At 70.4% G+C, this 25,324-nt stretch carries 33 protein-coding genes; 17 read left to right on the top strand and 16 right to left on the bottom strand.

All coding sequences use genetic code 11. The features are described 5' to 3' along the window. Positions 1-17 precede the first annotated feature (17 nt). Genes M4D53_RS03085 through M4D53_RS03075 form a run of 4 tightly spaced genes read left to right on the top strand, consistent with a single transcriptional unit; the run spans position 18 to position 2,027 of the window. Complete coding sequence (locus M4D53_RS03085; protein WP_259951807.1) at positions 18-359, top strand: YciI family protein; 342 nt, start codon at positions 18-20, stop codon at positions 357-359. Next, positions 356-1,657 (top strand): RNA polymerase sigma factor, encoded by a 1,302-nt coding sequence (locus M4D53_RS03080; RefSeq protein WP_259951806.1) that lies wholly within the window; start codon positions 356-358, stop codon positions 1,655-1,657. Before M4D53_RS03085 ends, M4D53_RS03080 begins: the two co-directional genes overlap by 4 nt. Then, the gene (locus tag M4D53_RS17530) at positions 1,654-1,809 is read left to right on the top strand and encodes a DUF2599 domain-containing protein (RefSeq protein ID WP_366237258.1); all 156 of its coding nucleotides are present in this window, start codon (positions 1,654-1,656) and stop codon (positions 1,807-1,809) included. The genes M4D53_RS03080 and M4D53_RS17530 overlap by 4 nt, the downstream gene beginning before the upstream one ends. A gap of 32 nt (positions 1,810-1,841) precedes the next feature. Beyond that, a complete protein-coding gene (locus M4D53_RS03075) occupies positions 1,842-2,027 on the top strand; it encodes a hypothetical protein (RefSeq protein WP_259951805.1) in 186 nt (61 codons plus the stop codon). 20 nt (positions 2,028-2,047) lie between these two features. Here M4D53_RS03075 and M4D53_RS03070 read toward each other — a convergent pair whose 3' ends face one another. The 3 genes from M4D53_RS03070 to M4D53_RS03060 form a co-directional block, all read right to left on the bottom strand. Beyond that, the gene (locus tag M4D53_RS03070) at positions 2,048-2,335 is read right to left on the bottom strand and encodes a hypothetical protein (protein WP_259951804.1); all 288 of its coding nucleotides are present in this window, start codon (positions 2,333-2,335) and stop codon (positions 2,048-2,050) included. Further along, on the bottom strand, positions 2,317-3,183 hold the full coding sequence (locus M4D53_RS03065; RefSeq protein WP_259951803.1) for a hypothetical protein: 867 nt from the start codon (positions 3,181-3,183) through the stop codon (positions 2,317-2,319). Before M4D53_RS03065 ends, M4D53_RS03070 begins: the two co-directional genes overlap by 19 nt. Before the next feature lie 116 nt (positions 3,184-3,299). Continuing rightward, positions 3,300-3,872 carry a TetR/AcrR family transcriptional regulator gene (locus M4D53_RS03060; RefSeq protein ID WP_259951802.1) on the bottom strand — a complete coding sequence of 191 codons (573 nt, stop codon included), beginning with the start codon at positions 3,870-3,872 and terminating at the stop codon, positions 3,300-3,302. A gap of 75 nt (positions 3,873-3,947) precedes the next feature. Between M4D53_RS03060 and M4D53_RS03055 the strand changes: the two genes are divergently transcribed. Further along, entirely contained in the window at positions 3,948-4,949 is a 1,002-nt protein-coding gene (locus M4D53_RS03055; RefSeq protein ID WP_259951801.1) for an SDR family NAD(P)-dependent oxidoreductase, read from the top strand. Between the two features lie 62 nt (positions 4,950-5,011). Here M4D53_RS03055 and M4D53_RS03050 read toward each other — a convergent pair whose 3' ends face one another. Next, complete coding sequence (locus M4D53_RS03050) at positions 5,012-5,344, bottom strand: hypothetical protein (protein WP_259951800.1); 333 nt, start codon at positions 5,342-5,344, stop codon at positions 5,012-5,014. Between the two features lie 43 nt (positions 5,345-5,387). Further along, positions 5,388-6,257: an NmrA family NAD(P)-binding protein gene (locus M4D53_RS03045; RefSeq protein ID WP_259951798.1), complete on the bottom strand. Its 870-nt coding sequence runs from the start codon at positions 6,255-6,257 to the stop codon at positions 5,388-5,390. An 82-nt stretch (positions 6,258-6,339) separates the two neighbouring features. Between M4D53_RS03045 and M4D53_RS03040 the strand changes: the two genes are divergently transcribed. Beyond that, the gene (locus tag M4D53_RS03040) at positions 6,340-7,044 is read left to right on the top strand and encodes a helix-turn-helix transcriptional regulator (RefSeq protein WP_259951797.1); all 705 of its coding nucleotides are present in this window, start codon (positions 6,340-6,342) and stop codon (positions 7,042-7,044) included. A gap of 58 nt (positions 7,045-7,102) precedes the next feature. Next, on the top strand, positions 7,103-7,480 hold the full coding sequence (locus M4D53_RS03035; protein WP_259951796.1) for a VOC family protein: 378 nt from the start codon (positions 7,103-7,105) through the stop codon (positions 7,478-7,480). Positions 7,481-7,804: 324 nt separating this feature from the next. Here M4D53_RS03035 and M4D53_RS03030 read toward each other — a convergent pair whose 3' ends face one another. From M4D53_RS03030 to M4D53_RS03015, 4 genes are all read right to left on the bottom strand, one after another. Then, the gene (locus tag M4D53_RS03030; protein ID WP_187662967.1) at positions 7,805-7,969 is read right to left on the bottom strand and encodes a hypothetical protein; all 165 of its coding nucleotides are present in this window, start codon (positions 7,967-7,969) and stop codon (positions 7,805-7,807) included. Between the two features lie 148 nt (positions 7,970-8,117). Beyond that, complete coding sequence (locus tag M4D53_RS03025; protein ID WP_259951795.1) at positions 8,118-8,840, bottom strand: 3-keto-5-aminohexanoate cleavage protein; 723 nt, start codon at positions 8,838-8,840, stop codon at positions 8,118-8,120. A gap of 7 nt (positions 8,841-8,847) precedes the next feature. Next, entirely contained in the window at positions 8,848-9,075 is a 228-nt protein-coding gene (locus M4D53_RS03020) for a hypothetical protein (RefSeq protein WP_187662965.1), read from the bottom strand. A 270-nt stretch (positions 9,076-9,345) separates the two neighbouring features. After that, positions 9,346-9,786 carry a VOC family protein gene (locus M4D53_RS03015; RefSeq protein ID WP_187662964.1) on the bottom strand — a complete coding sequence of 147 codons (441 nt, stop codon included), beginning with the start codon at positions 9,784-9,786 and terminating at the stop codon, positions 9,346-9,348. Between the two features lie 99 nt (positions 9,787-9,885). Between M4D53_RS03015 and M4D53_RS03010 the strand changes: the two genes are divergently transcribed. From M4D53_RS03010 to M4D53_RS02990, 5 genes are all read left to right on the top strand, one after another. Further along, positions 9,886-10,836, top strand: a complete 951-nt coding sequence (locus tag M4D53_RS03010) for a helix-turn-helix transcriptional regulator (RefSeq protein WP_259951793.1) — start codon at positions 9,886-9,888, stop codon at positions 10,834-10,836. A 138-nt stretch (positions 10,837-10,974) separates the two neighbouring features. After that, the gene (locus M4D53_RS03005) at positions 10,975-11,238 is read left to right on the top strand and encodes a type II toxin-antitoxin system Phd/YefM family antitoxin (protein ID WP_259951792.1); all 264 of its coding nucleotides are present in this window, start codon (positions 10,975-10,977) and stop codon (positions 11,236-11,238) included. Further along, positions 11,235-11,615, top strand: coding sequence for a PIN domain-containing protein (locus M4D53_RS03000; RefSeq protein ID WP_259951791.1), 381 nt, complete (start codon positions 11,235-11,237; stop codon positions 11,613-11,615). Before M4D53_RS03005 ends, M4D53_RS03000 begins: the two co-directional genes overlap by 4 nt. 109 nt (positions 11,616-11,724) lie before the next feature. Beyond that, positions 11,725-14,052, top strand: coding sequence for a phosphoribosylformylglycinamidine synthase subunit PurL (gene purL, locus M4D53_RS02995; protein WP_259951790.1), 2,328 nt, complete (start codon positions 11,725-11,727; stop codon positions 14,050-14,052). After that, a complete protein-coding gene (locus M4D53_RS02990) occupies positions 14,052-14,195 on the top strand; it encodes a hypothetical protein (RefSeq protein WP_187662960.1) in 144 nt (47 codons plus the stop codon). The genes purL and M4D53_RS02990 overlap by 1 nt, the downstream gene beginning before the upstream one ends. A gap of 79 nt (positions 14,196-14,274) precedes the next feature. Here the strand turns inward: M4D53_RS02990 and M4D53_RS02985 are convergent, their stop codons facing one another. Beyond that, positions 14,275-14,847 carry a TetR/AcrR family transcriptional regulator gene (locus tag M4D53_RS02985; RefSeq protein ID WP_025104106.1) on the bottom strand — a complete coding sequence of 191 codons (573 nt, stop codon included), beginning with the start codon at positions 14,845-14,847 and terminating at the stop codon, positions 14,275-14,277. Positions 14,848-14,915: 68 nt separating this feature from the next. Between M4D53_RS02985 and M4D53_RS02980 the strand changes: the two genes are divergently transcribed. The 3 genes from M4D53_RS02980 (at position 14,916) to M4D53_RS02970 (ending at position 18,482) form a co-directional block, all read left to right on the top strand. Further along, positions 14,916-17,450 (top strand): MMPL family transporter, encoded by a 2,535-nt coding sequence (locus M4D53_RS02980; protein WP_259951789.1) that lies wholly within the window; start codon positions 14,916-14,918, stop codon positions 17,448-17,450. Between the two features lie 228 nt (positions 17,451-17,678). Beyond that, entirely contained in the window at positions 17,679-18,023 is a 345-nt protein-coding gene (locus M4D53_RS02975; protein WP_259951788.1) for a TraR/DksA family transcriptional regulator, read from the top strand. A 21-nt stretch (positions 18,024-18,044) separates the two neighbouring features. Continuing rightward, a complete protein-coding gene (locus M4D53_RS02970; RefSeq protein ID WP_187662957.1) occupies positions 18,045-18,482 on the top strand; it encodes a VOC family protein in 438 nt (145 codons plus the stop codon). Positions 18,483-18,605: 123 nt separating this feature from the next. Here the strand turns inward: M4D53_RS02970 and M4D53_RS02965 are convergent, their stop codons facing one another. The 6 genes from M4D53_RS02965 to M4D53_RS02940 all read right to left on the bottom strand — a co-directional run bounded on the left by M4D53_RS02965 (position 18,606) and on the right by M4D53_RS02940 (position 23,530). Beyond that, entirely contained in the window at positions 18,606-19,226 is a 621-nt protein-coding gene (locus tag M4D53_RS02965) for a TetR/AcrR family transcriptional regulator (RefSeq protein WP_259951787.1), read from the bottom strand. Then, complete coding sequence (locus M4D53_RS02960; RefSeq protein ID WP_259951786.1) at positions 19,223-19,990, bottom strand: tyrosine-protein phosphatase; 768 nt, start codon at positions 19,988-19,990, stop codon at positions 19,223-19,225. The genes M4D53_RS02965 and M4D53_RS02960 overlap by 4 nt, the downstream gene beginning before the upstream one ends. Then, the gene (gene phnE, locus M4D53_RS02955; RefSeq protein WP_187662954.1) at positions 19,987-20,826 is read right to left on the bottom strand and encodes a phosphonate ABC transporter, permease protein PhnE; all 840 of its coding nucleotides are present in this window, start codon (positions 20,824-20,826) and stop codon (positions 19,987-19,989) included. Before phnE ends, M4D53_RS02960 begins: the two co-directional genes overlap by 4 nt. After that, positions 20,810-21,640, bottom strand: coding sequence for a phosphonate ABC transporter ATP-binding protein (locus M4D53_RS02950; RefSeq protein ID WP_259951785.1), 831 nt, complete (start codon positions 21,638-21,640; stop codon positions 20,810-20,812). Before M4D53_RS02950 ends, phnE begins: the two co-directional genes overlap by 17 nt. 5 nt (positions 21,641-21,645) lie before the next feature. Continuing rightward, entirely contained in the window at positions 21,646-22,590 is a 945-nt protein-coding gene (locus tag M4D53_RS02945) for a phosphate/phosphite/phosphonate ABC transporter substrate-binding protein (protein WP_232089150.1), read from the bottom strand. 91 nt (positions 22,591-22,681) lie between these two features. Beyond that, positions 22,682-23,530: a Gfo/Idh/MocA family oxidoreductase gene (locus M4D53_RS02940; protein ID WP_259951784.1), complete on the bottom strand. Its 849-nt coding sequence runs from the start codon at positions 23,528-23,530 to the stop codon at positions 22,682-22,684. Positions 23,531-23,595: 65 nt separating this feature from the next. Here M4D53_RS02940 and M4D53_RS02935 point away from each other — a divergent pair, with 65 nt between their 5' ends. Together M4D53_RS02935 and M4D53_RS02930 are read left to right on the top strand one after the other, a co-directional pair. Then, on the top strand, positions 23,596-24,417 hold the full coding sequence (locus M4D53_RS02935; RefSeq protein ID WP_187662951.1) for a hypothetical protein: 822 nt from the start codon (positions 23,596-23,598) through the stop codon (positions 24,415-24,417). Next, entirely contained in the window at positions 24,414-25,262 is an 849-nt protein-coding gene (locus M4D53_RS02930; RefSeq protein ID WP_259951783.1) for an SMP-30/gluconolactonase/LRE family protein, read from the top strand. The genes M4D53_RS02935 and M4D53_RS02930 overlap by 4 nt, the downstream gene beginning before the upstream one ends. The last annotated feature ends 62 nt before the right edge of the window (positions 25,263-25,324 follow it).

Here is a 25,324-nt window from a genome sequence, read left to right as displayed (position 1 = left end):
GACCTTGAGGAGAACACATGCGCTATGTACTTTTCATCTGCACAGACCCGACCGCTGAGCCCTATGTCGAGGCCGAGGACAACGCCGGGGAGTGGGTGGCGTCGCTGCAGGACAGCGGCTCCTACGTCTTGGGCGACCGTCTGCGGCCTGTCGAAGACGCCACGTCCGTGCGCGTGCGAGCCGGCGAGCGGATCGTGGCCGACGGACCGTTCACCGAGAGCCGCGAATGGATCGCCGGGTTCGACGTGATCGACGCCGACGACCTCGACGCCGCGATCGAGATCGCCGCCGCACACCCGATGGCCCGGTTCGGCCTGGTGGAAGTGCGTCCCGTCTGGCCGCTCGGGTCGACGATGTGACCACACCGGAGGAGCCGCCGGGCGCGCTTCCGGATGCCATGGCCGCCGTGCGGCACGTGGCATCGATCGAGTACGGCCGCGTGGTCGCGAGCGTGATCGGCACCGTCCACGACTGGACTCTCGCCGAAGACGCCGTGCAGGACGCTCTGGCTCGAGCGGTCGAGCGGTGGCCAGGCGACGGGGTTCCGGCGAACCCCGCCGCCTGGGTCACGACCGTCGCGCGCCGACGCGCGATCGACCTCGTCCGGCACGCGGACGCCGAGCTCCGGGCGGTGGCTCGACTGGAGCACGAGCCGCACGGTGGCGTCGACAACACCCCGGAAACCGACGACCACGAGGACGCGTTCCCGCACGGGGACGAGCGGCTGAAGCTGATCTTCACCGCCTGCCACCCCGCGTTGACCTTGGAAGCCCGCGCGGCGCTGACACTCCGCACTGTCCTGAACGTGTCGATCGAACAGCTCGCCGGGATCTTCGCGGTCGCACCCGCGACGATGGAGAAGAGACTCGTGCGGGCGCGGGCCAAGATCGCGCACGCGAACATCCCGTACCGCGTTCCGGATGCCGCGCAGCTCGACAGTCGAAGCGCGAGCGTCTGCGAGGTCCTGTCCGCCCTGTTCACCATCGGCTACTCCGATCCGACGCTCCAGACTGATCCGAGCGCCGAGGCCATCCGCCTTGCTCGGCTCTGCCGGCAGCTGCTCCCCGCGGACTCCCCGGCTCGACTCGAGTTCACGGGGCTTCTCGCCCTCCTTCTTCTTCAGCACTCCCGCCGCGCAGCACGCACGACGCCCGACGGCCTGTCCGTGCCGTTCGACGAACAGGATCGCGAACTGTGGGATGTCTCCGAGATCGAGGAGGGGCTGCGGCTTCTCGATGACGCCGTCGAGGAGGCAGCACGGGCGGGCATCCACGGCGGACGGCACCTCATCCGCGCCACCGTCGCGGCCGAGTACGTCCGCCCCGACCCGGGCATGGAGATCGACCACGCCCGCATCGCCGACATGTACGGGGTGCTGGAGCAGGTGGATGCATCACCGTTCGTCCGCCTGAACCGTGCGGTCGCCGTCGCGAACGCGGGACGACCGGCCGAAGCCCTCGCGCTGACGGAGGCGCTCGAGAGCTCGCTGGGAGGACACCACCTCTACTCAGCGGTTCGGGGAGACCTCCTGCAACGCCTCAAGCGCGTCGAAGAAGCGAGCTCCGCGTTTCGCGCTGCCGCGCGTGCCGCTCCGACGGAACGCGAGCGACGGTCTTACTCCCAGCACGCGGACGACATCGCCTCGGCGTCGACGTGACCCGCGCCCCTTCCTGGTACGAGGGCAACGAGTTCCATACCCAGCTTCGGTCCCACGTCGGCATCGCCCCGTTCAAGTCGCCATGGAACCTCGACGCGTGGCGGCCTGACGTAAGGTACAGCGACGTCTTGGCCGCAGGATGCAACCCGTAGGAGCGATTGTGAAGCAACGAACGAGACGAGCAATGGTCAGCGTTGGATGCGTCGGTGCCGGCGTCATCGCCCTCGCCATCGTCATGGCGATTGCTGAGGGCTACATCTCAGACGCGGAGCACACGACCGGCAACCTCGCACCTGCTGCTCTGACCGGCCTGCTCGGCGCATGCCCCATGCTCCTCGGCTTCGGAAGCACCCTCCTCCGAAAAGAGTGACCAAGGGTCTACAGCTCTGCTCACTCGGCCCCGCTACCGGACACGGAGCGATCGGTGAGGTTGACGCCGACCGTAAAGGCAAGGAGCCCGATCACGAGGTACACCGGTAGCGCATCTCCGGCCGGGCTGTCGAGGTTGCCCGACGAGCCGAACCACGCAAGGACCCCGAACCACACCAGAACGGGAACGATGGCGAGAAGAGTGCCGAGCTTCCTGCCGACCCGCCCCACCAACGTCCCCCAGAGGAGAAGAGCTACGCCCACCGCGACAAAAAGCATGATGTCCACCTCTAGCAGTTCCTCACCCACGGCCACCACACACCCGCCGGCCCACCGACACCGACGACGTAGTGGATCGAGATGCATCGATTGCCCACCAGCTGCGACGCCCCGATCGCGGCGACTGTCGTACAGGAGACCTGGAGGAGCTTTGCGAACGGCACAGGAGACTTGCTCAACACTCCGGCACACGCTGCGTAGCCGCCGATCGCTGTGCGACTCTCAGCTTTGTTCAGGTGGACCTGAATGTACGGTCCGAAGAACTGCACCGTCGGATCCGCGACGACGGGGAAGCTCGCTCCAGTGGTGTCGACGATCTGCATGAGGGTTGAACCTGAGATCTCATAGTGCGTAGGTAGCGACCGACCCGCTGCATCGATGGCCCAAGGAGCTTCGATACCGCCCAAGAAGCCATCAGCATCCGAAACCGACACCGATCCGTCGTCGAGGAGCAGCAGCTGAGTGCCACTCTCGAAGGTCCACTCCGGAGACTTCGCCGGCGGAGCAGACAGGATTGCGGAGAATCTCGTTGCCCCTTCCTCAGGGAAGCTGACTGCGTAGGTGACGGAGTCGCCTTCGGCGATGGCGTATTGGTCCGCTACGGATATCTCTGCCCGCTCAGAGCCACCCAAAGTGACTTCCGAGTCGATTCCATTCAGAATGACCGATGCTTCAGCGCCATCCGCCTGCAGCATCGGCAACTCGACGTCCGACGGCGTCGGAGTTCCTACCGCAGCCGTCTCAGCGTCCTCGAGAACATCCGCCACGTCGCTCGACTCACCCGGGACGGCCGCCTGCGCAGTCGCCGGAAGAAGAGCGAGAAGAAGACTGAGTCCAGCCGCGAGGAGAATGCCACTGGATCGGATTTGCTGTGTCATGCGACACATGAAAGCATACATATGAGGTCACAACTGATATTCTCGACTTAGGGCATCCGACGAGTGCAGCATCGAGAACCGCGACCGTCGCGCCGCACAACAATCCAGCGAGAGACTCAGCTCGCCGCGATCCCCCGCAGCAACCGCACCACCGTCTCCTCCACCCGCTCCGCACTCAACGGCTGCCCGATCAGGGCGGAGTACGAGGCGATCGCGATGAACTCGTCCGCGACCGCGGCGGCATCCACGTCGGCCCGCACGTCGCCGTCCGCGCGCCCGCGAGAGACCCGCTCCGAGACCCATTCCCGAATCGGCGCCGCCAGCCGCTCGTTCAAGACGAGACCCAGCTCCGGGTCGGCCGCCGTCACCTCGATGAGCGCCCGCGCCAGCGACACACCCTCAGGCCGGGCGAGCCCCGCGGACACCGCCGTGAACCACGCGCGCAGGTCCGCACCGAGGTCATCCGTCATCGGCACGACCGCGTCGGACCCGGGAACCGAGCCTTCGAGCAGCGCCTCGCCGAGGATCGCGGCCTTCGACGGCCACCAGCGGTAGATGGTCTGCTTCGACACCTCCGCCTCAGCCGCGAGACCCTCGATCGTCACGGCCTCGTACCCGTCTGCGGCGAGCGCACGACGCATCGCCTCCAGCACGGACTGGCGGGCCTTCTCACTGCGAGGACGGGGCACCATTCGAGCCTAGTCAGGCGTACACTGGAACATAAGTAGACGCACCGTTGCGAAACCCGAGCAAGGAGAAAGAGCATGGCCCTCACCGCACACTCCACCATCGGCGACTGGATGAACGACCCCACCGGCGGCCCGCTCATCCGGGGCCTCTTCGAGCAGACGGGCGCCGACCCCGAGCTCCTCACCCCCGTGCTCGGACTCCCCCTGCAGCAGCTCGTCGCCATGAGCCAGGGCCAGCTCCCGCAGTCGGTCGTCGACGACCTCGTGCGCGCCGCGAACAACGGCGAGATCCCGGAGGACGACGCCTCCGAGGGCTGGACCGAGAAGGTCACCTCCGGCCGCTTCGCCGGCAAGACCGTCATCGTCACCGGCGCCGCGTCCGGCATCGGCAAGGCCACCGCTTCCCGCATCGCCCGGGAAGGCGGTCGCGTGATCGCCAGCGACATCGCCGCCGAGAAGCTCGACGCCCTCAAGGCCGAGCTGCCGGACGCCGACATCGTCACGGTCGCGGGCGACCTCACCAAGCAGGACGCGATCGACGCCGTCCTCGCCGCGGCGGGCGACCGCATCCACGGGCTCGCGAACGTCGCCGGTATCAACGACGACTTCTCCCCTGCGGGCGAGACCCCGGATGCCGTGTGGGACCGCGTCATCGCGATCAACCTCACCGCGCCGTTCAAGCTCATGCGCGCGGTCATCCCCGTCATGGAGAAGGCCGGTCGCGGCGCGATCCTCAACGTGTCGAGCGAGGCGGGTCTGCGCGGCAACGCCTCGGGCAACGCCTACACGGCCAGCAAGCACGGCATCATCGGGGTCACCAAGTCCGCCGCCTTCATGTACGGGCCGAAGGGTATCCGCGTGAACTCCGTCGCCCCCGGCGGCGTCGCCACCGGCATCCCGATGCCGCCGAACATGTCCGAGTACGGCTCCGGCCGCCTCGCCCCGTTCCAGCAGGCCATCCCGACCGTCGCGACCGCCGAGCACCTGGCCGCGTCGATCACCTTCCTGCTCTCGGATGACGCCGTGAACATCAACGGCGCCATCCTCGCCTCCGACGGAGGCTGGTCCGTGCAGTAAGGCGACTCCATGGAACCGACGCCCCCGCCGACCCGAACGGCGGGGGCGTTCTCCGTCCGGGGTCAGCGCCTCTGCGTGAGGACCGTGGTGGCGAGGGCGGTGGCGATGATGCCGAGCGCGCCCACGCCGAGGAGCACGAGACCCGCGGGCCAGACCTCTCGCGTGAAGACGTCGTAGCTGTCGTCGTACTCGACGATGTGCTCGACCGTCCCGACTCCCGTGAGACTGATGCCGACGATCAGGGCCACGACCGACACACCCCACGCGGCGATCCATCCGAAGCTGTTCACGGCCAGCCGTCGCCGCTCCGCGAGGTCGACCTCATCGGTCTCGGGCGCGGTCCCCGACCGCGCGTCGTCATCGGTCTCGTGCGTCACCTCGGATGTAGTCTCCATGGCCGCACCATATCGGATGGGACCGGTTCCGGCAGGATGCCGGTCACACCACTCCGATGAGCTCCTCGCGCACCCATGCTTCGAGAGTCGTCGGCGTCGTCGAGAGGACGGACCGCGGCTGCTCCGCCACGAAGCCGTCGCGGAGCCCGGTCGACATCCCCAGCACGGCCTCGGCCATCGCCTCCGGCATCCCCGCAGCGCGGAGCCCCTGACGCATCTCCTCGTCATCGACGCGCTGCACGGTCACCTCTCGCCCGAGCTCGCGCGTCAGGATCGCGGCCACCTCGGCCCAGCTCAGATCCGCGGGTCCGTGCACGGCCTGCACCCGCCGCCCCCTCCACTCCCCGTTCAGCAGCGTGAGGGCGGCGACCTCCGCGATGTCGCGCGGCGCCACCCACGGCATCCGGAAGTCCAGCGGCAGCACGGTGGCGAGCGTCCCTCCCCGCAGTGACTCGACGTCGAGCAACAGGTTGGTGAAGAAGTAGCCGCAGCGCAGATGCGTCACGTCGATGTCGAGGGCGTCGAGCGCGACCTCCGTGCCGGCCAGGCCGTCGATCTCGCCGACGCCGTGCCGCTTCTCCGCCCCGACGCTGCTCTGGAACACCACCCGCCGGACGCCGTTCGCCCGGACGGCCTGCACCAGGGCCTCGGTCGCACGCGCGTAGTCGGCGAGCGGGTCGTCGGAGAACGCCGACGGATCCACCCAGTACAGGGCATCGACGGCTCGTGTCGCGGCGACGATCGCCTCGGGATCCTGCGAGTCGGCCTGCGCGATGTCGACGTACGGGCGGAGGTCGGCGGCGATGCGATCGGGGTCCCTGGTGAGCAGGAGGGGACGGACACCGGCGCGGATCAGCATCCGGGTGAGGTGGTGCCCGACGTGGCCGTTCGGGGTGGTGACAGCGATGCGCATGAGGGTCCTCTCGGTCGGTGTCGCTCCACGCTACGGACGGATACGGCCTGATTCCGGCCGCATCTCGCGCGATGATGGAGCCGTGGACGCCCCCTCGCACCGCACCCTCCATCTGCTGTCTCTGCTGCAGACCGGCGGCGAGTGGAGCGTGCCCGACCTCGCCGCCCGCCTCGCGGTGAGCCCGCGGACGGTCCGCCGGGATGCGCAGCGCCTGCGCGACCTCGGCTACGACGTGCGCTCCCGCCCCGGTCCCGGCGCGGCCTACCGCCTGCGACCGGGGACGCGCATCCCGCCGCTGCTCCTGGACGCCGACGACGTCACCACGATCATCACCGGGTTGCTCGTCCTCGAAGCGTGGAGCCCGGAGGACCCGGCCGCCGCCGTCGCCCGCGGGAAGATCGAACAGGTCCTCCCGCCGGGCCTCCGGCGACGGGCCGCGGCGACGGCGCTGTCCACGCAGATCCTGCGGGCCGAGCCGGCGCCCGCGGAGTGGGCTGCGGTCGGGACGCTGGCCGACGCGGTCGCTCAGGATGCTCGCGTCGCCTTCGCCTATACCGACCAGCACGATCGCGCTTCGGAGCGGGTGATCGCGCCGCATCACCATATCTTCCGCGGAGGGCGGTGGTACGTGGTCGGCTTCGACATCGACCGCGACGACTGGCGGCTGTTCCGGCTCGACCGGATGCGGGAGGTGCGGGCGCTGCCGGGGGTGTTCGCGCCCCGGGAGTTCCCGTTCGCTTCGGTCGAGGAGTGGCTCACGAGCGACTTCGGCCGTTCCGGAAGCTGATCGCACGCGGCGGCGCAAGCCCCTCCGCGGATGCCTTCGCTCGCCGTACCCTCGCCGCATGTTGAAGATCGTGTCGATCGTGATCCGCGTGGACGACCTCCCGGCCCAGACCGCGTTCTGGAAGGCCGCCCTCGACTACGTCGAACGAGACCCCGCGGAGGACGACTGGGTCGTGCTCAGACCCCGCGACGCCGACGCACCCTGCATCGCCCTCGACGCACACCACTCGGAACGTGTGCTTCCGCCGCGCATCCACCTCGACATCTACGCGGAGGACCAGTCCGCGGAAGTGGAGCGCCTCGCCGGACTCGGAGCGCGGGAGGTGCACTGGGACGGCCGCCCCGATGACGCGGACTACATCATCATGGAAGACCCCGAGGGGAACCGCTTCTGCGTCGTCGACCGTCCCGACTGGCGTGGGTGGAGCACCGCGTGAGTCCGGGGTGTTCGTGCGGCCCGTTCGTCCGGTCTCCCGCGGGTGCAGAGTGCGAAAACGTTCCGGGGCGGGCGGTGTCGAGGCCGTTTCTGATCCCGTATCGGCGCCCAACGGGGCGCACCCGGTGGGGAGTGCGAAACCGTTCCGGTCGAGGCGAGATCAGGATCAGGGATGTTTCTGCGCTCGCACCGGGGTCCCGGACGGGAACCCGTGCAGAGAAGGGCAGAAACGTGCCCGAGCCGGCGACGGGAGGAACGGTTCTGCGCCTGCACCGGGACTTCAGCGACGACGCATGAGGCCGTCGAGGTCGCTGGAGGCGAAGGGTCAGAGAGTATCCGGCGCGGTGGTGCGCTCGGCGGCAAGCGCGCGGCGATGCGCGGTCAGCGCCGCCCGGACCGCCGAGTAGATGATCAGCCACAGGAGCAGCAGCGCGAGAAGCGGGACGACCAGGTAGACGAGGAGGAAGAGGACGGAGGTACCGGCGAACATCGCTCCAGCGTAGGGGCGGTCGTGCTCCAGCGACGGTATGTAGCAGAGGATCGCCACCTCGCTGCGGTCAGAAGTGCAAGAACGCCCCGAATCCGGTGGCCGAAGGGACGTTCCTGCACTCTCACGCGAAAGGAGGGACGCGGCGTGGCTAGGGGCGCGGGAGGCGGGCGCGGGCGGCGCGGACGAGGGCGGCATTGCTCGGAGCCTCGGAGCCGTCTGGGAGGAGGAGTGTGTCCTCCAGGCCGATCCGCGTGTCGAGGCCGAACTCCGCGGCCAGGTCGAGGGCGGGCCAGGTCGACAGCTCCTCCCCGTGCAGCAGGATCGGCAGGTCGGGCTCCTCGCGAGCCACGTGCGCGATCAGACCTTCAGCGTGCGAACGGACGACGTCGGCCGCCTCCGCCGGAAGCTCCACGAGCACGCGCAGGCAGTCGCCGCGGACCGGGGAGACCCGCCACGCCTCGAGTCCCGCCGCGTCCCAGATACCCGCCTGCACGCCGATGCCCCGTCGACCCAGCGCCACGGCCACATCGTCGGCCCCGTCTTCGTGCCAGTTCACGGAGGCATAGTCGGGGAGCTCCGTCCAGCCTCCGATGGCCTCGAGCCTTCGCGACACGTCGGGCTCGGCCCAGGCCCCGGTCGTCACGCCCACGGGCACTCCCGGCGCCGCGGCGCGGACGGCCCCGAGCCACCGCTGCACATCCTCGGGCGCGAGGGAGTCGCGGCCGGCGGCGTCCTTCGGGTGCACGTGGATCTCCGCAGCCCCGGCATCGACGGCCGCCGCGGCGTCTTGAGCGACCACAGTCTCGTCGGCGCTCAGCCACGGGTGCTCCGCGACGTCTCTGGCACCGTTCGCACAGGCCTGCAGGATCATCCGCGCCTCACCACATGAGGTCGCGCGGGTGCGCTTCGTTCGGGGCCACGTCCTCCGACGGCCCCTCCTCCGTGCGGACGAAGTGCTGCACCTGGCGCGCGGTCGCCGCCCCGCGGCCGACCTTCACCGCCTCCTCCATCGACTCGAAGCTGCTGCCCAGCGTGTGCGACTCGCCCTGGATCCGGTTGAACCAGATGCCGTTGCGCGAGAACGTCTCGATGTCTCCTGCGGCCATGCCCTGCCTTTCGTCTCCCTCCTTTCTACGTGAGGCGACCGACAGCGAAGAGGCCCTTGACATGTCGCGTCGCGCGCCCGCGCCGACCCACCCCCTTCCGCGCAACCCGGCCCCCTGCGGACGGTCGCAAGGGGCCGGGTCGACCGCAAGAGGCTGGGTCGACCACGCTCGTTGACCCACCCCGTTCGGTGCGCTCCGGCCCCTTGCGGACGACCGCAAGGGGCCGAGTCGACCGCAAGGGGGTGGGCCGGGTCGAGTGTCCGACGGCGATCAGGCGACGTCGAGGACCCAGGTCACGCCGAAGCGGTCCGTGAGCATGCCGAAGCCGGCCGACCACGCGGAGGCGGCGAGGGGCTCGACCACCGTCGCGCCGTCGGCGAGGGCATCCCACACGGGCTGAAGCTCCGCGAGGGAATCCGCCCGCAGCGACTGGAAGAAGGAGCGGTCGGTGATCGTCATCCCGTTCTCGCGGCGGGTGGCTCCCGAGGGCGCAGCGGTGTCGTCCGCACCCGGGATGTCGTACGCCATCAGCCGCACGGGTCCGTCGAGCTGCCCGAACACGACCTTGTCGAACCCGGGAACCCGCTCCGGCATCCCGAACTGCCCGTAGGTCGCCGCGGTTACCTCGCCGCCGAAGACCGACCCGTAGAAGTCGAGCGCCTCCCGAGCCGTGCCGCGGAAGTTGAGGTGGGTGGTGGTCGTGAGAGTCATGGTGTCCTCCGTGTCCCGGCCCGCCGATCGGGCCGTGTGACCCCACCCTCACAGCAGTAGAGGTCTGTTTCTGTCCGCTTCCCCACACAGAATGGAGCCATGACCGGAAGCTCCTCGCGCATGCTCGCATTGCTGTCCCTGCTGCAGGCGACACGGGACTGGCCGGGCGGGGAACTCGCCGACCGTCTCGGCGTCACACCCAGGACGGTGCGCCGCGACGTCGATCGACTGCGCGCGCTCGGCTACCGCATCGGATCCAGCAAGGGCCCGTACGGCGGCTACCGCCTCGAAGCGGGATCGGATATGCCGCCGCTGCTGTTCGACGACGATCAGGCCGTGGCGATCGCCGTGGCCCTGCAGAGTGCGAGCGCGACCGGGGTCGAAGTCACCGAGGCCGCACAGCGTGCACTCGCGACCGTGCGCCAGGTGATGCCCTCACGCCTGCGCCACCGGATCGACGGCATCCGCTTCACCGGCGCACCGGCCGAGATGCGCGTGGACCCGGCCGTGCTGGAGGCGGCGAGCGCGGCCGTGCGCGACCGACAGGTGCTCCGATTCGACTACGGCTCCGCACGGGACCGCCCGCCCCGGCGCACGGAGCCCCATGCCGTCGTGGCGCGGGAAGGCCGCTGGTACCTGCTGGCCTGGGACCTCGACGCGGCCGACTGGCGCACGTACCGCCTCGATCGACTGCGGCCCCGCACGCCGACCGGGCCCTCCTTCACGCCGCGGCCTCTCCCCGCCGCGGACGCGCAGACCTTCCTCGCCGCGCGCGCCAAGGGCTCGACGACCGAGGACCGCTGGCCGTGCACGGGCGAGGTGGACCTCGACCTGCCCGCGCGGGAGGTGATGCCGTGGGTCGGCGACGGCGAGGTGGTGCCCCTGTCGGACGGCTCGTGCCGCCTTATGGTCGGCTCCTGGTCGTGGACGGGTGTGCTCGCCGCGGTGGCCCGGTTCGACGCACCGTTCACGGTGGTCGGGCCCGAGGCGCTGCGCGAGGCTGCGGGGATGCTGGCGCAGCGGTTCGCGGCAGCGCACTCCTCCTCCTGACGCTGCCCTGTGGGGGAGTTATCCAGAACGTTCGGGGAGCTCCGTCCGCCCGGCCTCGCAATGTCGCCGAGCGATGGTTCACTGGACCCACGAATCCAAGAACTAGTAGTTCTACTACTTTGGATCTACCCTGAGGAGATGGGCACCGTGTCGAAGACCGAACTGAATCAGCAGACCGCGCGGGTGCTGGCGCGCGTCACCGCCGGAGAGCACCTGACGGTGACAGACCGCGGGCGCCCGATCGCCGAGTTGTCGCCGCCCGCCGAGACGGCCTGGACGCGCATGATCGCCAACGGGCGGGTGACGCTGCCCCGCGCGAACGGTCCGCTCCGCCACGCCCCCGTGCCGGACTCGCTGTCCGTGACGGAGATCCTCGGCGAGCTTCGGGCCGACCGGTCGTGATCTACCTCGACACCTCAGCGGCCGCGAAGGCACTCATCGAGGAAGAGGGGTCGGAAGCGGTCGTCCGCGCCTTCGCGAACGGCAGCGAGTTCGTCTCTTCGAGCCTCCTCGCCGTGGAACTGCACGCGATCGCCGACCGCCGTTCCCTCGACCGCGCAGCCGTCGTCGACCTCCTCGACCGCGTCGCGCTCGTCTCCCTCGACGACGAAACGCTGACCGCGGCCATCCAGGCAGGCTCAGGGCTCCGCACTCTGGATGCTCTCCACCTCGCCGCCGCGCTCGAACTCGGCGACGTGGTCACTGCGCTCCTCACCTTCGACCGTGAGCTGGCGGCCGCCGCACGCGCACAGGGCCTGAGCCTCGCCGAGCTGCCATGACGCCGCCGCCTTCCCACCCCGACGCCGTGCGACTGCGCGCACGAGAGAACGGCCCCGACCGCGCCGGTAGACTGAACACGCCCCGCCGGCCCCTTCCTTTGGAGTGCGCGTGACCACCGCCCCTGCACCTTCCCCCCAGCACGTCCCCGACTCCGTCGAGAACGCGATCGCGACGCCCGAGAAGGAGCAGCCGTACGGCGCCCTCGGGCTCAAGGACGACGAGTACGCGCGCATCAAGGAGATCCTCGGCCGCCGCCCCACCTCGGGCGAGCTGGCGATGTACTCGGTGATGTGGTCGGAGCACTGCTCCTACAAGTCGAGCAAGAACTACCTGCGCCGCTTCGGCCAGAAGGTCTCCGACGAGATGAAGGAACGTCTCATGGTGGGCATGGGCCAGAACGCGGGCGTCGTCGACGTCGGCGAGGGCTGGGCCGTCACCTTCAAGGCCGAGTCGCACAACCACCCCTCCTTCATCGAGCCGTTCCAGGGCGCGGCCACCGGCGTCGGCGGCATCGTCCGCGACATCATCTCGATGGGCGCACGCCCGGTCGCGGTCATGGACGCCCTGCGCTTCGGCGCGATCGACCACCCGGACACCGCCCGCGTCGTGCACGGCGTGACCAGCGGCATCAGCTTCTACGGCAACTGCCTGGGCCTTCCGAACATCGGCGGCGAGACCGTCTTCGACAGCGTCTACCAGGCCAACCCGCTCGTGAACGCGCTCGCGGTGGGCGTGCTGCGCCACGAAGACCTCAAGCTCGCGAACGCCACCGGCGTCGGCAACAAGGTCGTCCTGTTCGGTGCCCGCACCGGCGGCGACGGCATCGGCGGCGCGAGCATCCTGGCCTCCGACACGTTCGCCGACGGCGGCCCCACGAAGCGCCCCGCGGTGCAGGTGGGAGACCCGTTCGCCGAGAAGGTGCTCATCGAGTGCTGCCTGGAGCTGTACCGCGGCGAGCTCGTCGAGGCGATCCAGGACCTCGGCGCCGCCGGCATCTCGTGCGCGACGAGCGAGCTCGCTGCCAACGGCAACAGCGGCATGAAGGTCTCCCTCGACAACGTGCTGCTGCGCGACCCCACGCTCACGGCCGAGGAGATCCTCATGTCGGAGTCGCAGGAGCGCATGATGGCGATCGTCGCCCCCGAGAAGCTCGACGCCTTCCTGGCCGTCGTGAACAAGTGGGAGGTCGAGACCTCCGTGCTCGGCGAGGTCACCGGCGACGGACGCCTCATCATCGACTGGCAGGGCGAGCGCATCGTCGACGTCGACCCCTCGACCGTCGCGGTCGACGGCCCCGTCTACGACCGTCCCGTCGCCTACCCGACGTGGATCGACGCCCTGCAGGCGGACGCCGCCGAGAACCTGCCGCGGGCGAACGACCCGGAGACGCTCCGCGAACAGTTCCTCGCCCTCGTCGCCTCCCCGAACCTCGCGGACACGAGCTGGATCACGAACCAGTACGACTACTACGTGCTCGGCAACACGGCCCTGAGCTTCCCCGACGACGCCGGCATGATCCGCGTGGACGAGGAATCCGGCCTGGGCTTCGCGGTCTCGACGGACGCCAACGGCCGCTACTGCCAGCTCGACCCCTATGCGGGCGCGCAGCTCGCGCTCGCCGAGGCCTACCGGAACGTCGCCGTCACCGGCGCCGTGCCGACCGCGATCACCGACTGCCTGAACTTCGGCTCCCCCGAGAACCCCGAGGTCATGTGGCAGTTCGGGCAGACCGTCGACGGCCTCGCGGACGGCTGCTACGAGCTGGGCACCCCGGTCACGGGCGGTAACGTCTCGTTCTACAACCAGACCGGTGACGTGCCGATCCACCCGACCCCGCTCGTCGGCGTGCTGGGCATCATCGACGACGTCTCCCGCCGCATCCCGTCCGGCTGGCAGGACGAGGGGCAGAACATCTACCTGCTCGGCACGACTTCGACCGAGCTGTCCGGCTCCGCGTGGGCCGAGGTCGTGCACCAGCACCTCGGCGGCCGCCCGCCGAAGGTCGACCTCGCGGGCGAGAAGCGCCTTGCCGGACTGCTCGCCGCGGCCCGTGACGAGTGGCTCATCTCCTCGGCGCACGACCTCTCGGAGGGTGGTCTCGCGCAGGCCCTGGCCGAGGGTGTCATGCGCTTCGGCGTCGGTGCCCGCGTCTGGCTGAACGAGATCATCGAACGCGATGGCGTGGACGCCGCGACCGCCCTGTTCTCCGAGTCGACCGGCCGCGTGCTCGTGACCGTCCCCCGCGAGGACGACGTGAAGTTCCGCGGGCTCTGCGAGGGCCGCGGCTACCCGGTCGCCCGCATCGGCGTCACGGACAGCGAGCCACAGCTCGAGGTGCAGGACGTCTTCACCGTCTCGGCCGCCGAGCTCCGCGAGCGCTCGCAGGCCACGCTGCCGTCGTACTTCGGTCCGACCGTCACGGAGCCGGTGGCCTGATGAGCGGCGACGGCCTCAGCGAGGACTACGGCGACCTCGGCGAGAAGCGCAACCGGCGCATCCGCATCATCGCGTGGACCGTCATCGTGGCACTGATCCTCGGTGGCGGCGGCGCGACCGTGCTCACCATCCTCCTCGGCTGATCCGGGCGTTACGTCGCAGATTCGCACCCGGGTCGCAGGGATTCCAGGAACCCATGCGACCTCGTGCGGATCCGCGACCTCAGCGGGCGAAGAGGTAGCGGGTCAGGGCGACGACGGAACCCGGATCGTGGGCCTCGCGGCCGAGGGACTCCACGATGATAGCCCCGAGGATGGCGCGACCGAGCTGCTCGACCGGGGCGTCCTCCGGCAGCTGACCGTCGCGGATGCCCCCGCGGAGGCGCTCCGACAGGTACTTCTCCACCCCGAGGCTCTCCCCGAGGTGCGCGCCGACCGAGGCGTCCTCGGTCGCCGCGGCCACGAGTGATCGCAGCAGCACCCCGCCCTGGGGTTTCTCGAGGATGGAGAGCACGCTGCGCAGCCAGGTCTCCACGTCGGCGGAGAGGTCTCCGGTGTCGGGCACGACGAAGTCCACGGGGATGAGTCGCCCCTCGGCCAGGCACTCCCCGATGAGCGCACCCCGCGATGGCCACCAGCGGTAGATGGTCTGCTTGCCGACCTTGGCCTCCTTGGCGATGCCCTCGATCGTGAGGCGGTCGTACCCCTGATTGTGGAAGAGCCGGGCCGTCGCGTCGAGGATCGCCTCGCGAGCCGCGGTGCTGCGCACGGGGCCGCTGCGATGCTCGTTCACCATGCGTTCAGGATAGCCACAGATCCCTAGACGAGACGTGCCGTATGCTCTTTTCGTCTGAAGGAGATCACGTGGCTTCACTGCTGTTCCGTCTGGGTTCTTTCGCTGCGCGCAAAGCATGGACGGTGATCGTCTCCTGGGTGCTCATCCTCGGGCTCGGCGTCGGCGCCTTCCTCACGTTCGGCGGCACGCTGAGCAACAGCTTCGACATCCCGGGCACCGCGTCCGGCGAGGTCACCGATCAGCTCGCCGACAAGCTGCCGGACACCGCCGGCGGCACCGGGACGGTCGTCTACCGGACGGACGACGGCGAGCCGTTCACCGACGAGCAGAAGCAGGCGATCTCCGACCTCGCCGCGAGCGCGGAGGACCTCGACGGCGTCGCCTCCGTCGTCGACCCGTTCGACGCCCAGCGGCAGCAGGACGAGCAGGCGAAGGAGCTGACAGACGGCCAGGCCCAGCTCGACGCCGGCCGCGCCCAGCTCGACGCCGGCCAGGCCCAGCTCGACGACGGCCGCGCCCAGCTCGAGACCGGGATCACCCAGCTCGAGGGAGCGCGGGCTCAGGCCGACGCCGCCGGTGCACCGCCCGAGCAGACCGCCGCGCTCGACGCGCAGCTCGCGGAGCTGAACGCCCAGCTCGCGCAGCTCGAGGCCCAGCAGGCCACCATCGACGCGAACCGCGACGAGCTCGCCGACAGTGCGGCGCAGCTGGAGCTCGGAACGACCCTCCTCGACCTCTCGGACGGCATCGGCGTCGTCTCGGAGGACGGCTCCACGGCGATCGTCAACGTCTCCTTCGTCGACCCGCGCCTGGAACTCGCCGAAGAGACCAAGCAGAGCACCATCGCCCACTTCCAGGACGAGGAGATCGACGGCGTCACGGTCGACTTCGGCACCGACATCGCCCAGGGCGTGCCGGAGATCTTCGGCGTCGGCGAAGCCATCGGTCTCGCGTTCGCCGCGGTCGTGCTCATCGTCATGCTCGGCTCGCTGATCGGTGCGGCCCTGCCCATCGTCACGGCCGTGGTCGGCGTCGGCGTGGGCGTCACGGCGTCCCTCGCGTTCTCCGGCGTCGTCGACATGGCCTCGGTCACTCCCGTCCTCGGCGTGATGCTGGGGCTCGCGGTCGGCATCGACTACTCCCTCTTCATCGTGAACCGGCACCGCAAGCAGCTGCTGGCCGGATCGCCCGTGCGCGAGTCCATCGGTCTGGCCACCGGCACCTCCGGGACCGCGGTGGTGTTCGCGGGGACCACGGTCATCGTCGCACTCCTCGCCCTCAACGTGACGGGCGTGCCGTTCCTCGGCCTCATGGGCACGGTGGGAGCGGTCTGCGTCGCCGTCGCCGTGCTCGTGGCCGTGACCCTCGCCCCGGCGATCCTCGGCCTCGTCGGCACCCGCCTGCTCGGCCGCAAGGCACGGGCGACCATCGGCCAGGAGCACGCGGCCGGAAAGCCCGTGCGCCGGATGTCGACGCTGCGCGCCGTCGTCACCGCGCTCGTCAGCGTCGTCGCGCTGCTCGTGATCGCGATCCCCGCGATGTCGATGCGCCTCGGCCTCCCGGACGGGTCGAGCGAACCCGCCGACTCCACCAGCTACCGCGCGTTCCAGACCGTCGACGAGCAGTTCGGCGAGGGCGCGAACGGGCCGCTGCTGGTGACCGCGACCCTCGACGACGCCGTGAGCGACGACGACCTGCTGGCCACCCAGGTGACCGTGGCCGAGAAGATCGCGGAGCAGGACGACGTGGTGGCGGTCGCCCCCATCGCCACCTCCGACGACAACACGCTCCTCGCCTTCCAGGTGCTTCCTGCCGAGGGCCCGAACAGCGCCTCCACCGAGAAACTGGTGCAGGATCTGCGAGGTCTCCCCGAGATCGACGGCGGCATCACCCTCGGCGTCGCCGGGCAGGCTGCCACGAACATCGACATCTCCGAGGCCCTGGCGAGCGTGCTCCCGCTGTACCTCGTGGTCGTCGTGGGACTGTCGCTGCTCATCATGATCGTCGTGTTCCGCTCACTGCTCGTGCCGCTCATCGCCACGGGAGGGTTCGTGCTGTCGCTGTTCGCGACGTACGGGCTCATCGTCGCGGTGTTCCAGTGGGGGTGGGGCGCCGACCTCATCGGGTTGCACAGCACCGGTCCGATCCTGAGCTTCCTGCCGGTGATCCTCGTCGGCATCCTGTTCGGGTTGGCGATGGACTACCAGCTCTTCCTCGCGTCGGGGATGCGCGAGGCCTATGTGCACGGTGCCTCCGCGCGCGATGCCGTGGCGCAGGGGTTCCGGGCCGGGCGCTCGGTGGTCATCGCGGCCGCGCTCATCATGGTGTCGGTGTTCGGCGGGTTCGTGTTCTCGGAGTCGACCATCATCCGGTCCATCGGGTTCGGCCTCGCGTTCGGCGTGCTGCTCGACGCGTTTGTCGTGCGGATGCTGCTGATGCCCGCGCTCATGCACCTGCTCGGACGCTCGGCCTGGTGGCTGCCGAAGTGGCTCGACCGCATCATCCCGAACGTCGACATGGAGGGCGCGGCGCTGGAGCGGGATCACCCCAGCGTGCGCACCGACTCCGTGCCCACCGTGGAGGCTCCGCGCACCCGCGGCTGAATCGCGGTCACGCGCGGGTTCAGGCGTTCGCGCGGATTCAGGCACCTGCTGTTGGTGTCGCCTGATGCCGCGCGGATGCCTGACCCTGCGCGCGCCGTCGCGGGCGCAGGCGTTCAGGAGAGGACAGGCAGGCGCGGGAGTTCAGGCGCCTGCTGCCGGTGGCGCCTGAATCGGCGCGGACGCCTGGACCCGCGACGACGCGAGCGTCGCCGGGCCTAGAGTGGGCGGATGGATCTGCGAGCGCTGTTGGAAGAGCGTCGCGCCGAGGCCGCGGCTCGCGTCACGGCGACGGCGGCCACCCTCGCGGAGCTCATGCACGATCGCGAGGGCTCGAACGACGACGACGAGCACGACCCGGAGGGGGTGACGCTCTCGTCGGAGTGGTCCCGGCTGTCGGGGCTCGCCGAGGCGGCGCAGGCGGAGCTCCGCCAGGTGGACGAGGCGCTGATGCGGATGGACGCCGGGACCTACGGCATCTGCGCGCACTGCGGCAAGCCCATCCCGCCGGAGCGCCTGGAGGTACGGCCGTTCGCGGAATACTGCGTGGCCTGCGCCGAGAAGCTCGGTCGCTGACGCCGGAGTAGCATCGCGGGCATGGCCATCGCCCTCGAGAACATCGGGATCGCCGTGCGCGACCTCGACGCCACCATCGCCTTCTTCACCGACCTGGGGCTGTCCGTGGTCGGACGGGACGAGGTCAGCGGCGAGTGGGCGTCCACCGCGGTCGGACTCGACGGGAACCACGCGCGGATCGCCGTGCTGCAGACCCCGGACGGGCGCGGGCAGATCGAGCTCTTCGAGTACATCCATCCGGACGCGATCGAGACGGAGCCGACGAGGCCGAACGAGATCGGCATGCACCGGATCGCCTTCTCCGTCGACGACATCGACGCCTCCCTCGCCATCGCCGCGCGGCACGGGTTCCATCCCCTGCGCGGCGTCGCGAACTACCGGGACATCTACCGACTGACCTACCTCCGCGGCCCCAGCGGCATCATCCTCATGCTCGCGCAGGACCTCACGCAGGCCTGAACCCGCGTCGGCCGGGCACAGCTTCGGAGACCGCAGGCGACACGCCGTCGAACGGAACCTGTCGACGGCGTGTCGGCCCGGATCTCCGAAGCTGTGCCTCTCGGGACCGCGCGTGGGTCGCCGTCAGGCCACCATGCCGCGCCAGATCACCTCGATGGCGGCGCGCAGGCGAGCCACGACGGCCGGGTCGCTGATGCGGTCGCCGCGGACGACCAGCTGGTAGTACGCGACACCGGCCACCGCGTCGAAGCAGGCCTCGACGTCGAGATCCGCCCGGAGCTCGCCGCGCACAACACCGGCGCGCAGCGCGTTCTGCAGCGGAACCCGACGGCGGGAGACGTGCGACTCCCAGTAGGCCTTCTGCAGACCCCGATCGGACATGACGAGACGGATGCGCTGACGGAACCGCTCCTCGGAATAGCCGGGCGCGGACGGGGCCACGCCCTCCGCGCCGAGCCCGAGGCCGGTGAGGAGGATCTCGCGCAGGTCGGCATCGATCGGGTACTCCGGCGGAACCTCCCGGCCCACGTCGAGCGCCGCAGCGATCAGCGTCGTGAGTGACGGCCAGCGCCGGTACAGCGCCGCCCGGCTCACGCCGCTCCGGGCGACGACCCGCGCGACCGTCACATCCTCGCCCGCATCGATGATGTCCAGCGTGGCAGCGACGATCTGTGCATCGATGTCCTCGTCGCGCGGACGTCCGGGGCGGCGGCGCCCCACGCCCGAAGGCGTCACGACGGTCATGCCCCGAGCGCCCGCTCGCGCAACCGGACGATGGTCGCGTCGGACAGCCCGGCCGCGCGGAGCGGGGCCAGCGGGTCGCCGTGCTGAGCCCGGAGCGTGTCGAGGAGGCTGCGCATGGACACGTCCATCGATCCCTCCAGCAGCGCCGACGACGCGTCCCGCGCGTCGAGGTCGAAGCCGAGCGCTTTCCACATCGCCCCCATGACCGGAGCGGTGCGGGCCATGATCGCGACCATGTTGTCGCCGGTGCGCGCGTAGTCGGCCACGATGTCGTCGTCCCCAGCCCCGAGGGCGAGCAGCAGCATCGCTGCGAGGACTCCCGTGCGGTCGCGCCCCGCCGCACAGTGGAACGCCGTCGCTCCCGGGGTGTGCGCGATGACGTTGAGCGCGGTCACGAGCTGCGGCGCGGCGCCCTCCACCATGCGCAGGTACATCAGCCCCATGGCCTCGTGCGTCAGCGCGGGCTGCTCCCGGTCCATCGATGCGCCGACATCGGCGATCAGCGGGAGGTGGTGGTACGCGACCGGGTGCTCGCCGAGCGGACCGCGGCCGGTGACCGCGACCTCGAGCGGCGAGCGCAGGTCGATGATGGCCGTCAGCCCGCCTGCGAGGAGCTCGTCCGCGACCTCCGCGGTCACATAGGCGAGGTCGTCGGTACGGATGGCCAGACCCGGACGGAGCACCCCGCCGTCGATGGCGATGCCGCCGAGGTCGCGCAGGTTGACCGGCGCGCTGAGGATGAGACCGGTGTCGATCGTGGTCATGTGATTCTCCTTCGGATGAGGGCACTGCCCTGGTCGATCAGCGTGACGAGCACGATGATGCAGAGGATGATGGCGCTGAGGTGGCCGTAGTCGTACATGCGCATGGCGGTCGTCAGCTCCAGGCCGATGCCGCCGGCGCCGACGAGACCGAGGATCGTCGCGCCGCGGACGTTCCCCTCGAACAGCAGCAGCGTGTACGAGGTGAGCAGGGGTGCGGCCTGGGGGAGCACCGCGTATTGGATCACCTGACGCTTCGAGGCGCCGACCGCCTCCATCGCGACGACGGGACCGCGGTCGACCTGTTCCATGGCCTCCGCGAAGATCTTGCCGATCGACCCGATGGAGCCGAGCGTCATGGCGAGGATGCCGGCGAAGGGCCCCAGTCCGACCGCCGAGACGAACATCAGGGCGAAGACGAGGTCGGGCACGGAGCGGATGATGTTCATGATCCAGCGCGTCGGGTAGTACAGCCACCGTGGTGCGAGGGTGGACGTCGCCCCGAACGCGACGATCAGGGACAGCACCGCACCGAGGACCGTGCCGACGACGGCCATCTGGAACGTCTCCAGCAGCAGCGCGAGGATGGTGCCGATCTTCGAGAAGTCTGGCGGGAACAGCCGGGACAGGAACTCCCCCATGTTGACGGCCCCGTCGCCGAGCTTCACGAAGTCGAAACCCGCCCCGGCGAAGGACCAGATCAGCAGAAGGGCCGCGACCGGGATGCCGAGAAGGAAGCGGGCGCGGGGGACGCGGAAGGCGCTCTCGAGCCGGGCGCGCTCCGCCGGTTCGAGCTGGGGGCGTACGGTCCGGTCCTGGCGCTCAACGGTCGTGGTCATCGGCGTGCTCCTCGTCGTCGTACAGGGCCTCCAGTGCGGCCACGTCCAGCTGCGACGTGACGCCGGAGACGAGCATCTCTCCGTGCCGCAGACCGACGATGCGGTCGCTGTGCGCGAGGGCGAGCGGCAGCACGTGCAGGCTCACGAGCACCGGGATCCCGTCCTGCACCGCGATCTCGCGGAGCAGTCCGAGCACGGAGTCGGCGAGCTTCGGGTCGAGCGAGGCGACCGGCTCGTCGGCGAGGATCAGCTTCGGGCGCTGCATGAGCGCGCGGGCGATCGCCACGCGCTGCTGCTGGCCGCCGGACAGCGACCGCGCCGGCGCCGCCGCCTTGTGCGCGATCCCGACACGGTCGAGCAGGTCGAGGGCCCGGCGGCGATCCGCGCTCGTGAATCCGCCGACGAGATTGAGCGGTCCCGCGGTGTGCAGCGCCCCGGTCAGCACGTTGGTGAGGACGCTGAGGCGCGGGATGAGGTTGAACTGCTGGAAGACCTGCCCCACCTCGGACCGCAGCGTGCGCAGCTCGCCGCGCGCCAGATTCGTGACGTCGTGTCCGGCGACCCGCGCGGAGGCCGCGGCGATGGGCGCGAATCCGGTGAGGCTCCTCATCAGCGTCGACTTCCCTGAGCCCGACGCTCCCAGCAGCGCGACCATCTCGCCGGGGAAGAGGTCGAGATCGACGCGGTCGAGCACCGTCGTGGTGTCGTAGGCGACGCGCAGACCGCGGACGCTGACGAGCGGCAGCGCCTGGCGCACCTCGGCCGTCGGCGTGCGCCCGTCGTCCTGGTGCCGGGCAGCCACGGCGACGCTCATGCCCGTCACTGGAGGTCCTTCAGCTCGACGCCCGCGACGGCCGCGATCTCGGCGAAGGACTCGAACGCGCTGTCGTCCGGGTCGACCGTCTGCGGGGCGGCTGCGAACGACCCGAAGGCGCCCAGCTTCTCAGCGTTCTCGGGGGTGAACACGGCGGCGATACCGTCCTGGATGGCCTTGCGTGTCGCGGCGTCGAGCGAGGGACGACCGAGGACGGCGCCAGCGACGTCCATGGCCGGGCTCTCGCCGACCGCGCGCCACTCGCCGTCCGCGAAGGGGAACATCGGCGCGCCGAGCTCGGTGAGCATGACGGCGGTGCACGCGGCATCCACCTGCCCCTGCTCCAGGGCCGCGAAGCTGCCCTCATGGCCGCCCGCGAAGATGGCCTCGTAGTCGTCGCCCTGCTCCAACCCGGCCTCGTGCAGCATGTAGACCGGCATGAAGTATCCGGAGCTGGAGGCCTGATCCGCGAACGCGACGGTCTTCCCCGCGAGGTCCTCGAGCGTCTGCACGGGCGAGTCCGCGAGCACGACGCAGGTGGATACGGGCTTGCCGTCGCCCTCGAACGCGACGAGGGCATCGACCTCGCCGGTGTTCACGGCGAGCGCGGACGGGAATCCACTCATGATCCCGATGTCGACGTGGTCGGCGCGGATGGCCTCCACCACGCTGAGGTAGTCGGGCACGTCGGTGATCTCGACCTCGCGGCCCGTGGCCTCCTCCAGCAGCGCGCCAAACACCTCGATGGGGTTCTCGGCCGTAGGGTCGTCGCCGACGGGGATGGTCGCGATCGTGATCGGGGCGTCCGGGTCGGCGGGGGCCGCATCGGCGGTGGGGGTCTGGCATCCGGTGAGGGCGAGGGCGGCCACGCCCAGGAGGCCGACGGCGGGCAGGGTGAAGCGGCGCATGATGACCTTTCGGGAGGTGAGGCCCCGGGATTCCGAGACCATCGGTATTCCAACTCCCGAAGGTGACGGGGAATTACGAGACCGCCGTACCCGTATCCGAACGCTTCGTGAACGGATGGTGTCGCCGCCCGGGTCAGCGGGAGGCGAGGACCTCGGCGATCTGGTCGAGCACGGCGATCGGAGCGCGCATCTCGGACGCGGGAACCGGCGGCTCACCGGTCTCGAGCATCCGGGCGAAGGCACGGACGCCGGGCTGCACGTACCCGGGACCGATCGGGATCTCCCGGCTGGCGATGCCCCGTCGGCCGACGACGGTCGCCCGGAACGGCACCTGGCGATCGCCGTCCGGCCGCACGAACTCCAGCGTGACGGGCACCCCGTCGACCCGGTAGCGGGCGACGACACCCGCGGGCAGGAACTGCACCTCGACGTCCTCCGCGATGCCGCGCCGCAGAACCTGGGCGAGATCGGCGATGTGGATGCCGTAGAAGAAGATGCCGCTGTACGGGCTGTCCGGATCGGCAGGCCCTGTGACGGTGACCGCCTGGACCTCCCCGATGCGGCCGGCCTCCGCCACGAGCTCCGCGGTGTCGGCGAGCCAGCGGAGCGTGGACGATGAGGTGACGGGCGCCTGCCCACCCTGCGCGGCGGCGAGGATCGCGTCGGCATCGGCGACCGCTGCTGCGAGGGGCTTGTCGACCCAGACCGGCACCCCGGCTTCCAGGAAGGGGACGGCGATGGCGCGATGATCGACACCGTCGCGGGCGGTCACGATGAGCGCATCCACCGTGCCGAGGAGCGCGCCCGCCTCGTCGACGACGCGTTCGATGCCGCCGAGCGCGGCCAGTTCCCGCGTGCGCTCCGGCTCCCCGGCCACGAGGGCCGTGATCCGCACGGGCACGTCCGGGGCCTCGACGTTGAGGAAGCGGACGATCTCCGCGGCGTGGCTGTTCTCGATCCCGACGATGCCGACGCTCTTCATGCGGCCGCCCTCCCTCTCGTGCGGGCCCCCGGCGACCCGCCGTCGCGCAGTAGGCTGAACCCATCATGGACGAGTTCATCCGGGGCTTCTGGAACTTCGCGGGTGACTACTGGTGGCTCATCTTCCCGATCATGGGCATGGCCGGCGGCGCCGCCAAGGCCTGGGAGCGCAGCTCCAAGCGTCGGCACGAGCGCCGGCTGGAGACGCTGCGTATGAAGGCGCAGCTGAAGACGGCCGAGATCGAGGCGCGCGCGGCCGGACGGCAGGCGAAGCGCCAGGGTCCTACCGTGGTCGACACGACCGCGTCGGTGGCGCCCGACGACCTGCTCGCCCGCCTCTTCGCCGAGCATGACGAGATCACCGCGCGCTGGCTCGACTACGAGCTCGACGTCGCCAAGTTGATCGCCTTCCCCGCGATGAGCGACGGCCGCCAGCCGCTGACGGCCGCCTTCCTCCGCGCGAAGAAGACCGCGGACGCGCTGCGTCCGGCCTCCGCCGACGCGACGCTCTCGGAGCAGCAGATCGCGGAGTACCTGCAGGCCGTCGGCGACTACGCCGTCGCGTTCGAGATCGCGGAGAAGGACGCCCGTCGGCTGCGCGACTCGACGTTCACCGAGGCCGAGCGCAAGCGCCTCGACCGTGCGCAGCAGCTCCTCAAGGTCGCCGTGGACGAGTCGGCGACGCAGTCCGAGCGGAACATCGCGTACAAGCGGGTGCGCGAGGAGCTCGACGGCCTCATCCTGCTCTCCGACGAGGCCGTGACCGTGCTCGAGAAGCAGGTCGCGAAGGAGCTTCCGTCCGCCCGTGCCGCAGCGGCAGATCATGACGGCCCCGTTCCGGAGCCGCTGCCCGTGACCGACCCGCGGCGGACGGCGGAGGGCGCATGACTCCCGAGAACGTGACCGGCCCGGTCGCCGTCCACGCGGAAGCCCCGGTCTGGTGGCCCGGGTGGGGCGGGCTGCGCTGGGTCGACGGAGACGCGGGCGACCTGCTCACCCTCCGCGGCGACGACATCGTCCGCCAGCACGTCGACGACGAGTACCTCGCGTTCTTCCGTCCGCGGACGTCCGGCGGCTTCGTGGCGGTGGGCGCGCGTACCCTGTACCTCGCCGACGGCCCCGACGCGGAGGCCCGTCCCGCCGCGACCCTCCTCGACGACGGCGCGGTGCGCATGAACGACGGCTGCTGCGACCCGCGAGGACGACTCCTGGCCGGATCGATGTCCACGGACTCCACCGAAGGTGCAGGGACCGTGCTGCGCATCGACGCCGCGCTCGACGTGACCACGGTGCTCCCCCGCGTGACCTCGTCCAACGGGGTCAGCTACTCCCCGGACGGCCGCCGCGTCTACTACGTGGACACCGACACCGGCCGGATCGACGTGTTCGACGTGGCCGAGGGCGACCTCCGCGGACGCCGGGTGTTCGCGCACATCCCCGAAGACGACGGCGTGCCCGACGGCCTCACGGTCGCCGCGGACGGCAGTGTCTGGGTCGCGCTGTGGGGCGGGAGCCGTGTGCGCGGGTTCGAGCCGTCCGGGGCCGTGCGCGAGGACATCGTGCTGCCGGTGCCCCAGGTCAGTGCCTGCACGTTCGGCGGCGACGACCTCGGCACGCTCTTCATCACGACCTCCGCGCAGGGCCTGCTGCCCGATCACGGCACTGCCGCGGGGTCGGTCTTCGCGGTGCGTCCCGGGGTGCACGGCCTCCCGGTCCTCCCCTTCGCCGGCTGACCCGCTCGCGGCAACAGGCGCTCGCGCGACATCAGGCACCTTTCCCCTCCACCCGCCTGAGC

Origin of the sequence: Microbacterium meiriae, assembly GCF_025143875.1 — a bacterium.
Lineage (GTDB): Bacteria > Actinomycetota > Actinomycetes > Actinomycetales > Microbacteriaceae > Microbacterium > Microbacterium meiriae.
This window is presented reverse-complemented; position numbering and strand designations above follow the sequence as displayed.